Genomic DNA, 9962 nt, shown 5'->3' with positions numbered 1-9962 from the left:
AGCGGCAACCGGCTTGCTGGCCGGGGCTGCAGGCGCCGGCGCAGGCGTGGCCGCCGCCGTCTGCCGCGGAATGATCAGTTGCTGGCCGGGCGACAGCACGCGCGGGCCCTTGTAGCCATTGGCCTGCAGGATGGCGGCGGCGGAAACATTGTAGCGCTTCGCCAGAATGTCGAGCGTGTCGCTGGTGCCGACGATGATCGTCGTGCCACCCTGCGACGCAGCCGGTCGGGCGGCCGCGACCGAGCGCGGCGGCACCGTGGCGGTGGTCTCGATCGGCGGATTGGACGGCGGCGCATAGGACGAAACCCCACGCCCTCCTCCCGACACCCCGCTCGCCGGATAAGCGGGCGGTGCAGCGACGGCAGGCGGCGGCAAGGCCTGGGACTGGAATTGTGGAGCCGCCTGGGCTTGCGGCCGGGAATACTGCGGCAGCTCGCGGCGTTCAGCGGCGGGCGCGCGGACCGAACCGGTCGCTTCAGGCTGGGAGGCAAAGGGATTGGAGAACGAGCTATCGGAAAAGCGCGTCTGCATATCGGCGCTGCAGCCGGCAAAGCCGACCGACATCAGCGTCAGCACCGCTGCCTGCGGCACCCGACGCGAGCGAAGCAACTCGGCGAGACGGGACATGGTTACTCACTCGTACGCAACAAAATACTGTTTTGAGTAAACACTGACCGAGTAAATAACCGCTTAACCCTTGGAATAAGATGTTGGCGGGAACCGCCAATCCGGGATTCTATAGCTCGCGCGCAATTCCCGGCAGCGCCGGGACGAAGCGGACATCGACCAATTCCTTGCGCTCGAAACCACTGTCCTTCCGGGTCATCCGGACCAGCGTCTGGGTGCCGTGATGGGGCCCGACCGGGGCAATCAGGATGCCGCCCGGCACCAGCCGCTCCAGCAGCTTTTCAGGAATCTGCTCCATCGCCGCCGTCACGATGATGCGGTCGAAGTCGCCGGCGCCCGGCGGAATGTCGAAACCATCGCCCAGCATCACCTCGATATTGAAATAGCCGAGCGCTTCGAGCCGGTCGCGCGCCGTATCCGCCAGCGTCCGGTAGCGCTCAATCGTCAGGACATGCGTGCACAACCGCGACAGCACCGCGGCCTGATAGCCGGAGCCGGTACCGATCTCGAGCACCTTGTGGCTCTTCTGCAATTGTAACTGCTCGGTCATGTAGGCGACCACGAAGGGCTGGCTGATGGTCTGCCCGCAGGCAATGCCGAGTGCGCTGTCGCGATAGGCATGACCGCGGTCGCCCGCCGTCACGAAAGCCTCGCGGGGTACCGCCTCCATGGTCCGCAGCACCGCCTGGTCGCTAATCCCCCGCCGCCGCAGGGTGAGCTGAAACATCATCTTTTCGGGAGGTTCTTGCGACATGGCGGTCTCGTGGCGGGACTCAGCCGCCAATCCAATGCATCAGCCGCGCCGAGATGTAATAGGGTCCGCGCATTTAAGGAACGATTTCCTCAAGATTGTGGTTCCGGCGCTGGAACCGCGGCTCGCGGCCGGCGTTAGGGCACGGGAAAAACCCTCGCGAGAAGCGGCGCTTGCCGCTTATGTCGACATTGCAACATAGGACGTTTTTTGCGAACCTCGACACTCGTAAGGGCAAGGAATCCATCATGGTAGCGACACGGCCGGCGGGCTGTTCTGTTTTCCTCGTCGAGGACGAGGTCATGATCCGGATGATGGTCGCTGACATGCTGGAAGAGCTGGGCCACAGCGTAGCGGCCGAAGCCGGCGAAATCGGCGAGGCGGTCAAGCTGGTGCAAACAACTGAATTCGATCTCGCGATTCTCGACGTCAACGTCAATGGCAAGGTGATCACGCCGGTGGCGGAGTTGATCACGGCGCGCAACCGCCCCTTCATCTTTGCAACCGGCTATGGCTCCTCCGGCCTGCCCCAGGAATATCGCGACCGTCCCGCGTTGCAGAAGCCGTTCCAGCTAGAAACGCTGGCGCAGGTGATCAGTTCGACAATGAAGAGCGCGCCGGTTTAGCTCCGAACACGTAGCCCGGATGGAGCGCAGCGCAATCCGGGATCAGAGCTCATCCTGTCGCGAGACCTCCCCCGGATTTCGCTTCGCTCCATCCGGGCTACGGCATTCCGCGTCACTTCAACGTCGTTATCAGCTCTTCCGAAAACGCTTCATCGGTGCGGTCCAGCCGCAGCGGCGTGACCGAGACGTAGCGCGCCGCAAGCGCCGCGAGATCGGTGCCTTCGGCCGGCGTATCCATCATCGCGGCGCGCTCGAAACCGATCCAGAAATAGGGATTGCCGCGGCCGTCGTGCCGCTTGTCGACCTTGAGGAAGCCGAGATTGCGCTTGCCCTGCCGCGTCACCCGCACGCCCTTGACCTGATCGGGTGTGCAGGCGGGAAAGTTGACATTGATCACGGTGTTCTTCGGCACGCCCGCATCGATCACCTTGCGAATAATGTCAGGACCAAATTTCAGTGCGGTTTCCCACAGCGGCGCGTGACGGGTCTCGATGGAAAATTCCTGGCTCAGTGCAAACGACGGAAAGCCCAGAATCGTGCCCTCGAGCGCTCCCGCGATAGTACCGGAATAGACGACGTCTTCCGCGACGTTGCGGCCCCTGTTGACACCAGACAGCACGAGATCGGGCATCTTCTCGCCGAGGATATGGCGCGAGCCCATGATCACGCAGTCGGTCGGCGTGCCCCGCACCGCGAAATGGCGCGGACCGACTTCGCGCAGCCGCAACGGATCGTTCAGCGACAGCGAATGCGAGACGCCGGATTGGTCGAGCTCCGGCGCCACGACCCAGACGTCCTCGGACAGCGCGCGGGCGATCTCCTCGACGATCTTCAGGCCCGGCGCATGAATGCCGTCGTCGTTGGTGCAGAGAATTCGCATCCGTCAAAATGCCTTTTGGTTCAGATCGAGGCGGGCTCTTGCCTTTGGGCGTCGTCTTATCCGGCTATCGCGGCTGAGGCAAACCGGCCGATTTCCTCATGTTTTCTTCATCCATATCCGCCAGGGGCGCGCGAACCTCGCCCCGCCATCGATTTTCATCTGCATGTCCGGTGATGCCGGTTGCGCCGATTCGATCGGCTCAGTGGGCGGTATCGCAGCAGCTACCGGCTCCGATCCCGGCTCCGGCTGCTTGTGCCGTGTTCGCGCGACCGCCAGCGCCTTGTCGAAATCGGCGGCGTTGAGCCACTCCTTGGCCCGCATTCGATCGATCAGATCGTCGTCCCACAAGCTGGCCACTTCGATATCGAAGGCGCCCATCAGTCGCTGGTCGATCAATTGCATCCCGTGGCCGGTAACAGCCCATTGCCTCCCGATCCAAAGGATGTCGCGATGCAATGCCATTTTTGCCTTACGCTATTTGTCCCGCTCGATGGATTTGAGCCCGCCCATATAGGGCTGAAGTACCGCAGGCACCGCGATGGAGCCGTCTTCCTGCTGATAGGTTTCCATCACCGCGATCAGCGCGCGGCCGACCGCCGTGCCGGAGCCGTTCAGCGTGTGCACGAAACGCGGCTTGCCGTCGGGCCCGCGCGAACGCGCATCCATGCGCCGCGCCTGGAAATCGCCGCACACCGAGCAACTCGAGATTTCCCGGAAGGCGCCGCCCTCGCCCTGCCCGGGCATCCAGACCTCGATGTCGTAGGTCTTCTGCGCGGAGAAGCCCATGTCGCCGGAGCACAACGTCATCACGCGGTAATGCAGATCGAGCTTTTGCAATACCTGCTCGGCGCACGAAAGCATCCGCTCATGCTCGTCACGGCTGGTCTCGGGCGTCGTGACCGAAACCAGTTCGACCTTTGTAAATTGATGCTGCCGGATCATGCCACGGGTATCGCGCCCCGCCGCACCCGCTTCAGCGCGGAAGCATGGCGTCAGCGCGGTGAGCCGCATCGGCAGCTCTTTTTCGTCGACGATGGATTCGCGGACGAGATTGGTCAGCGAAACTTCGGCGGTCGGAATGAGGCCGAGACGGTCGGTCTTCAAACGTTCGTCAGGAGCCACGAGCAGTTCGCCCCTGATCGCCCAGAATTGGTCATCCTCGAATTTCGGCAATTGTCCCGTGCCGAACATGACCTCGTTGCGCACCAACAGCGGCGGATTGATCTCGGTGTAGCCGTGCTCGTTGGTGTGGAGATCGAGCATGAACTGGCCGATCGCACGCTCCAGCCGCGCCAGGCCCTTCTTCAGCACGACGAAGCGCGCGCCTGACAATTTCGCGGCGGCCTCGAAATCCATGTAGCCGAGCGCGCCGCCGAGATCGTCATGCGGCTTCGGCGTGAAGGCGTAGTTGCGGATCTTGCCGTAGAGGTGACGCTGCACGTTGCCGTGCTCGTCTGCGCCTTCGGGCACGTCATCGAGCGGCAGGTTCGGAAGCGCCGCGAGCTCTTTCGCCAGCTCCTCATCCGCCGTCTTCGCCGACAGCTCGAGCTCCGGCATCGTGGTCTTGAGCTCGGCAACCTCAGCCATCAATTTGCTGGCGCGCGCGTCGTCCTTGGATTTCTTCGCCTCGCCGATTTCCTTCGAAGCCGCATTGCGCCGCGCCTGCGCCTGCTCGGACGCCAGGATGGCGGCGCGGCGCCTCTCGTCGATCGCGAGCAGCGAAGCCGACAGCGGCGCCAGTCCACGGCGCTTCAGGCCGGCGTCGAAGGCTTGCGGGTTGTCGCGGATCGATTTGATGTCGTGCATGAGGCTATTCCTGAATCGTGCCGATAAAGGCGCGGTCCCAGTACCACATCGGTCATCACCCGCGAAAGCGGGTGATCCAGTATTCCAGAGCAGCAGCCATAGGATCTAGGCCTTAGCGTACTGGATTCCCCGCTTTCGCGGGGAATGACGGCCTATCAGGGGCGAGAAAGGCGCCTATTCCGCCGGATTGGCCTCGGGCGGCGGGCTGGTGGGCGGTGTGCCTGATGCGGCCTGCGCGGCGGCGGCCTTCTTTTCCACCATGCGGACCGCGACGATGGCGCCCTCATAGAGCGCCATCAGCGGGATCGCCAGCGAGGCCTGGCTGATGACGTCGGGCGGCGTCAGAACGGCCGCGATGACGAAGGCGATCACGATGAAATAGCGCCGCTTCTCGCGCAGCATCTGGGAGGTGACGATGCCGATCCGCCCCAGCAGTGTCAGGACGACCGGTAGCTGGAACGCGACGCCGAAGGCGAAGATCAGCGACATCATCAGCGACAGATATTCGCCGACCTTGGGCAGCAACTGGATCTGCGCGCTCTCCTCGCCGCCCATCTGCTGCATGCCGAGCGAGAACCGCACCAGCATCGGCAGCACCACGAAATAGACGAGCAGCGAGCCGAGCACGAAGAAGAACGGGGTTGCGATCAGGTACGGCAGGAACGCGCCGCGCTCGTGCTTGTAGAGGCCGGGCGCCACGAATTTATAGATCTGCGTCGCCACGATCGGGAACGAGATGAAGGCAGCGCCGAACAGCGCGAGCTTCAGCTGCGTGAGGAAATATTCCAAGAGCGCGGTGTAGATGAATTTCGAATTCTCGGCGCCCGCGACCCAGACGAACGGCCAGACCAGCACGTTGTAGATCTGCTTGGCGAAGAAGAAGCAGAAGATGAAGGCAATGCCGAAGCCAAGCAGCGCCTTGATCAGCCGCGAGCGCAGCTCGATCAGATGATCCATCAAGGGGGCCTTGCTGGCCTCGATGTCTTCGATAGTCATGACGCTTTGGCGTCCTTGAGAATGTCGGGCGCCGGCGGCGCTACGTCCTGCGGCGTGGGCTGAACTTCACGCGTGATTGCCAGCGGCTCGGATACGGCCGCATGCGCTTCCGCCTCGGCAAAGGTCTCAGGCGTCGGCGCGGCCGGCGTCGTCGGCGTGACGGGTTCGCCGATAGCGCCTGCCACCTGAGCGTCGTTGGCCGGGGCAACCGGCTTGTCGATGTCGCCGATCTGCAGGGCGTCGTTGACGTCCTTTTGCAGCGAGGTCATGACGTTGGCCGGGGACAGCGCGGTTGCGGTTTCCTTGACCTCGTCAAAGCTCTTCTTGAGGTCGGCCATTTCGGCCTCGCGCATCGCTTCCTGGAACTGGCCCTGGAATTCGGACGCCATCTTGCGCGCCTTGCCCATCCATTGCCCGACCATGCGCAGCACGCCCGGCAGCTCTTTCGGGCCGATGGCAATCAGCGCGACAACCGCGATGACGACCAGTTCACTCCACCCGATGTCGAACATGAATTCTTCCGCTCGCGCGAGACGTCCGCGCCCCAATCCTACTTAGCAAGATTTGGGACCGCCTGCGCCTTTTCTCAACCGGCGTCTATCAGCCAAAGCCCGGTTAGACAGCCTTGCTGCCGACATCCGTGCGTGCCGCCGTCGGCGCCGGCGTCGCATTGTGATCGATGGTCTTCACCGGTTCGGCGGGCTTTTCGGCTTCCTTGGTGTCGTCCTGCATGCCCTTCTTGAAGGCCTTGATGCCCTGCGCGACATCACCCATCAGGTCCGAAATCTTGCCGCGGCCGAACAGCAGCAGGACCACTGCGATCACGACGATCCAGTGCCAAATGCTAAGCGAACCCATCCTGCAACCCTCCAAAAAGAGACGGCCGGCTTCCGGCCAAGCTTTGGCGGAAGGTAGGCCCGAGAGGTGTCAAAAACAAGGACCCCCGCCGCGGCAAATCGCTGTCGCGGCTACGTATTATGGCTATTGTTAACCCCGTCTACGGGACTAACCGGCCGAGCCTTCGGAACCAGCCCCACCGCCCTCTTCCGGCTCGGCAGCCGGCGCCAGCAGCAGTTCCAGATTGTCGCCGGCCTCCAGCGGGTCCTCGTCTTCGCGCAGCGCCACGTCGTCCGACGGGGTCGGAACGCTGAAGCCGGAGGGCAGCCGCGAATCCAGCAATCCCGTGCCCTTCAGCTCTTCCAGTCCCGGCAGGTCGCCCAGCGCCTCCAGGCTGAACTGGGAGAGGAACGCTTCGGTGGTGCCGAAGGTCAGCGGCCGACCCGGCGTCTTGCGACGGCCGCGGGGGCGGATCCAGCCGGTTTCGAGCAGCACATCCAGCGTTCCCTTTGACGTGATCACGCCGCGGATCTCCTCGATCTCGGCGCGCGTCACGGGCTGGTGATAGGCAACGATCGCCAGCACCTCGATCGCCGCCCGCGACAGGCGCCGCGTCTCGGTGCTCTCGCGCGTCATCAGCCACGACAGATCGCCAGCGGTGCGGAACGTCCACTTGTTCGCCACGCGCACCAGATTGACGCCGCGCGGGGCATACTCGGCCTGCAGCTGCGCCAGTGCCGCCTTGACGTCGACGCCATCGGGCATGCGCTTGGCCAAGGCGGCCTGATCGATCGGCTCGGCAGAGGCAAACAGCAACGCTTCGAGCAGCCGCAATTCCTCCGGCCGCGCTTCAACCTCGGTATTCTGGTCGATGGGATGATCCTCGGCATCTTCCATGCGTTTTTCCGCCAGGCTTGCCATGGCTAGGTCTCCTTCCACTTACTCGACCGTCATATCCGGCGCGGGCATTGCTGCCTGCGGCGGACGCTTACGAAAATACAGCGGCGCGAACGCCTCTTTCTGGTTCAGCTCCATTTCGCCCTCGCGCACCAGTTCGAGTGCCGCGGCGAAGCTCGAGGCGAACACCGTCGCCCGCTGCGAGGGATCGACCACGTAGCTGAGCAGGAAATCGTCGAGGCAGCTCCAGTCCTCGGATTCGGTCATGCCGACCAGCCGCTCCAGCGAGGCACGCGCTTCGGCCAGCGACCACACGGTGCGCTTGGCCAGATGCACGGTCGCCAGCACGCGCTGCTGGCGCTGCGCGGCATAGGCGGAGAGCAGGTCGAACAGCGTCGCGGTGAATTTGGGATGCTTGATCTCGGCGATCGATTCCGGATTGCCGCGCGGAAAGATATCGCGCTGGAACTGGGGCCGGTTCATCAGCCGGTTGGCGGCTTCCCTGATAGCCTCGAGCCGGCGCAGCCGGTTGGCCAGCGCGGTCGCCATTTCTTCCGCACTCGGACCGTCCGGCGTGGGCGGTTCAGGCAGCAGCAGGCGCGATTTCAGGTAGGCAAGCCAGGCAGCCATCACGAGGTAATCGGCCGCGAGTTCGAGACGGATCTTTCGGGCGGCCTCGATGAAGGTCAGATACTGATCGGCCAGCGCCAGGATCGAAATCTTGGCGAGATCGACCTTCTGCTGGCGCGCCAGCGTCAGGAGCAGGTCGAGCGGGCCTTCATAGCCCTCGACGTCGACGACCAGCGCGGCCTCGCCTTCGGTGATTTCGGCGGGCCGTCCGGTTTCAAACGATAGAATCTCAGCCGTCATGCCGTTGCTACCCGATCCATCAACGCTTCAAGTTCAGCCCGTCCCGCCTGCCGGTCGAAGGGCTCCGGCTGCTTTCGCGCGGCCAGTGCCCGCTTGGCGCGGCCCAGGGCCTCATCAGCCAATTCCGGCGTCTCACGCGCCACGTCGCGCATCTCGTCGAGCTTGCCGTTGCAATGCAGGACCATGTCGCAGCCGGCATTGACGATGGCGCGGGTCCGCTCGGCGATCGATCCCGCCAACGCATTCATCGACACGTCGTCACTCATCAACAAACCCTGGAACCCAATTTCGCCGCGAATCACCTGGTGGATGATTGTCGCAGAAGTCGTTGCGGGTTGGGCGGGGTCTAACGCGCTAAACACAACATGTGCGGTCATCGCCATCGGCAGGTCCGCCAGCGGCTTAAACGCCGCGAAATCGGTCCGTTCCAGCTCTTCTCGCGCCGTATCAACGGTCGGGAGCCGGAAATGGCTATCTGCGGTAGCCCGGCCATGACCTGGAATGTGTTTCAGCACGGGCAGCACGCCGCCCTGCTCCAGCCCTTCGGTAACCGCACGCGCAATCACCGCGACCTTGTCCGGCTCCGTTCCGTAGGCCCGGTTGCCGATCACGGCGTCAGCGCCAGCCACCGGAACGTCCGCCAGCGGCAGGCAATCGACGGTAATGCCGAGGTCGATCAGGTCGGCCGCAATCAGCCGCGAGCTCAAGCGCGCCGCCTTGAGGCCCAGCGCGGGGTCGAGATCATGGAGCACGCCGAACACGGCGCCGGGCGGATAGACCGGCCAGTGCGGCGGCCCGAGCCGCGCCACCCGCCCGCCTTCCTGATCGATCAGGACCGGCGCATCCGCCTCCCCCACAAGGTTCCGGAATTCATCAACGAGCGCAGATACTTGATTCGGCGCTTCGATATTGCGTTTGAACAGGATCAAGCCCCACGGCAGCTCGCCACGGATAAACTCCCGCTCCGAAGCGGTCAGTTCCAGTCCCGATACGCCCGTGATGAATGCGCGGCTTGTCATGGGGGCCGATTAGGCCCCTCACGGCACCGGGGTCAAGGAATCGGGCGTTAATTCCTTTGGACGAAGCACTGCCCGCCGGCAGATTTCAGGTTGCTGCAGACCTGCGCCGCCTCCTCGGACGAGCCGAACGGGCCAGCGAAGGCGCGGTAATAGACGCCCTTTTCGCCAAGATCGACCCGCTTCACCATCGACGAGTGCGGCCCCAGCACGCTCGGGAACTTGCCCTGCAGCGCCCGGTAGGAGGCCTGCGCATCGGCCTCGTTCTTCTGCGAGGAGACCTGCACCAGATAGCCACCGCTGGCAGCAGGGGCCGCTTGCGTCGAATTGACGGCAGCGACACGCGCAGGCGCTGCCGGAGCAGGATCGGCCGCACCGGGTGCCAGAGACATCGGCGGACTGGCACTGGCATTGGCGGATGCCGGATTACGCCCGTTTGGCGCTGCGGGCGGCACAGTCGGGCCTGGCCCCGGAGCGGCAGCGCTTCGCGTCGTCGGTGCGGGCCGCGGCGGCGGCGCGCTGGCCCCTGCCGGAAGCCCGCCATTGTCAGCCGGGTCGCCCTTGACGGCGAGCGTCCTGATCCTGCGCGGCTCGTTGTTCGGCATCGTGCCGTTGGCCCCGCTCTGCGGCGGCAGGCCGGGCTGGGAAACGCTCGC

General features: G+C 64.1%; 13 protein-coding genes. 1 reads left to right on the top strand and 12 read right to left on the bottom strand.

Features of this window, described 5'->3' with window-relative positions; all coding sequences use genetic code 11:
* Together CQ12_RS07165 and CQ12_RS07160 are read right to left on the bottom strand one after the other, a co-directional pair.
* On the bottom strand, positions 1-627 hold a 627-nt coding region (locus CQ12_RS07165), incomplete at its 3' end, for a LysM peptidoglycan-binding domain-containing protein (RefSeq protein WP_157088043.1).
* Between the two features lie 109 nt (positions 628-736).
* Positions 737-1381: a protein-L-isoaspartate(D-aspartate) O-methyltransferase gene (locus CQ12_RS07160; protein WP_430642192.1), complete on the bottom strand. Its 645-nt coding sequence runs from the start codon at positions 1379-1381 to the stop codon at positions 737-739.
* Between the two features lie 245 nt (positions 1382-1626).
* Here CQ12_RS07160 and CQ12_RS07155 point away from each other — a divergent pair, with 245 nt between their 5' ends.
* Entirely contained in the window at positions 1627-2004 is a 378-nt protein-coding gene (locus CQ12_RS07155) for a response regulator (RefSeq protein WP_083519162.1), read from the top strand.
* A 112-nt stretch (positions 2005-2116) separates the two neighbouring features.
* Here the strand turns inward: CQ12_RS07155 and surE are convergent, their stop codons facing one another.
* From surE to CQ12_RS46125, 10 genes are all read right to left on the bottom strand, one after another.
* The gene (surE, locus tag CQ12_RS07150) at positions 2117-2884 is read right to left on the bottom strand and encodes a 5'/3'-nucleotidase SurE (RefSeq protein ID WP_057834629.1); all 768 of its coding nucleotides are present in this window, start codon (positions 2882-2884) and stop codon (positions 2117-2119) included.
* A 96-nt stretch (positions 2885-2980) separates the two neighbouring features.
* Positions 2981-3346 (bottom strand): hypothetical protein, encoded by a 366-nt coding sequence (locus tag CQ12_RS07145; RefSeq protein ID WP_057834628.1) that lies wholly within the window; start codon positions 3344-3346, stop codon positions 2981-2983.
* Between the two features lie 12 nt (positions 3347-3358).
* On the bottom strand, positions 3359-4690 hold the full coding sequence (serS, locus tag CQ12_RS07140; protein WP_057834627.1) for a serine--tRNA ligase: 1332 nt from the start codon (positions 4688-4690) through the stop codon (positions 3359-3361).
* A 174-nt stretch (positions 4691-4864) separates the two neighbouring features.
* Positions 4865-5686 carry a twin-arginine translocase subunit TatC gene (gene tatC, locus CQ12_RS07135; RefSeq protein ID WP_057834626.1) on the bottom strand — a complete coding sequence of 274 codons (822 nt, stop codon included), beginning with the start codon at positions 5684-5686 and terminating at the stop codon, positions 4865-4867.
* Positions 5683-6198, bottom strand: a complete 516-nt coding sequence (gene tatB, locus CQ12_RS07130; protein WP_057834625.1) for a Sec-independent protein translocase protein TatB — start codon at positions 6196-6198, stop codon at positions 5683-5685. Before tatB ends, tatC begins: the two co-directional genes overlap by 4 nt.
* Before the next feature lie 103 nt (positions 6199-6301).
* Positions 6302-6544, bottom strand: a complete 243-nt coding sequence (locus tag CQ12_RS07125; protein ID WP_057834624.1) for a twin-arginine translocase TatA/TatE family subunit — start codon at positions 6542-6544, stop codon at positions 6302-6304.
* Between the two features lie 147 nt (positions 6545-6691).
* Complete coding sequence (scpB, locus tag CQ12_RS07120) at positions 6692-7444, bottom strand: SMC-Scp complex subunit ScpB (RefSeq protein ID WP_057834623.1); 753 nt, start codon at positions 7442-7444, stop codon at positions 6692-6694.
* An 18-nt stretch (positions 7445-7462) separates the two neighbouring features.
* A complete protein-coding gene (locus CQ12_RS07115; protein ID WP_057834622.1) occupies positions 7463-8290 on the bottom strand; it encodes a segregation and condensation protein A in 828 nt (275 codons plus the stop codon).
* Positions 8287-9309 (bottom strand): beta-N-acetylhexosaminidase, encoded by a 1023-nt coding sequence (gene nagZ / locus CQ12_RS07110; protein ID WP_057834621.1) that lies wholly within the window; start codon positions 9307-9309, stop codon positions 8287-8289. The genes CQ12_RS07115 and nagZ overlap by 4 nt, the downstream gene beginning before the upstream one ends.
* A gap of 47 nt (positions 9310-9356) precedes the next feature.
* On the bottom strand, positions 9357-9962 hold a 606-nt coding region (locus tag CQ12_RS46125), incomplete at its 5' end, for an SPOR domain-containing protein (protein WP_245309778.1).

Source organism: Bradyrhizobium jicamae (assembly GCF_001440395.1).
GTDB lineage: Bacteria > Pseudomonadota > Alphaproteobacteria > Rhizobiales > Xanthobacteraceae > Bradyrhizobium > Bradyrhizobium jicamae.
Note: the sequence above shows the minus strand (reverse complement) of the source record. Positions and strands in the feature narration are given on the sequence as shown.

Excerpts from the sequence above, each read along its gene's own strand:
- scpB (WP_057834623.1), bottom strand. The coding sequence starts at position 7,444 with ATGGCAAGCCTGGCGGAAAAACGCATGGAAGATGCCGAGGATCATCCC.
- nagZ (WP_057834621.1), bottom strand. The coding sequence starts at position 9,309 with ATGACAAGCCGCGCATTCATCACGGGCGTATCGGGACTGGAACTGACC.
- CQ12_RS07145 (WP_057834628.1), bottom strand. The coding sequence starts at position 3,346 with ATGGCATTGCATCGCGACATCCTTTGGATCGGGAGGCAATGGGCTGTT.
- CQ12_RS07160 (WP_430642192.1), bottom strand. The coding sequence starts at position 1,381 with ATGTCGCAAGAACCTCCCGAAAAGATGATGTTTCAGCTCACCCTGCGG.
- tatC (WP_057834626.1), bottom strand. The coding sequence starts at position 5,686 with ATGACTATCGAAGACATCGAGGCCAGCAAGGCCCCCTTGATGGATCAT.
- serS (WP_057834627.1), bottom strand. The coding sequence starts at position 4,690 with ATGCACGACATCAAATCGATCCGCGACAACCCGCAAGCCTTCGACGCC.
- CQ12_RS07125 (WP_057834624.1), bottom strand. The coding sequence starts at position 6,544 with ATGGGTTCGCTTAGCATTTGGCACTGGATCGTCGTGATCGCAGTGGTC.
- CQ12_RS07115 (WP_057834622.1), bottom strand. The coding sequence starts at position 8,290 with ATGACGGCTGAGATTCTATCGTTTGAAACCGGACGGCCCGCCGAAATC.
- surE (WP_057834629.1), bottom strand. The coding sequence starts at position 2,884 with ATGCGAATTCTCTGCACCAACGACGACGGCATTCATGCGCCGGGCCTG.
- tatB (WP_057834625.1), bottom strand. The coding sequence starts at position 6,198 with ATGTTCGACATCGGGTGGAGTGAACTGGTCGTCATCGCGGTTGTCGCG.
- CQ12_RS07155 (WP_083519162.1), top strand. The coding sequence starts at position 1,627 with ATGGTAGCGACACGGCCGGCGGGCTGTTCTGTTTTCCTCGTCGAGGAC.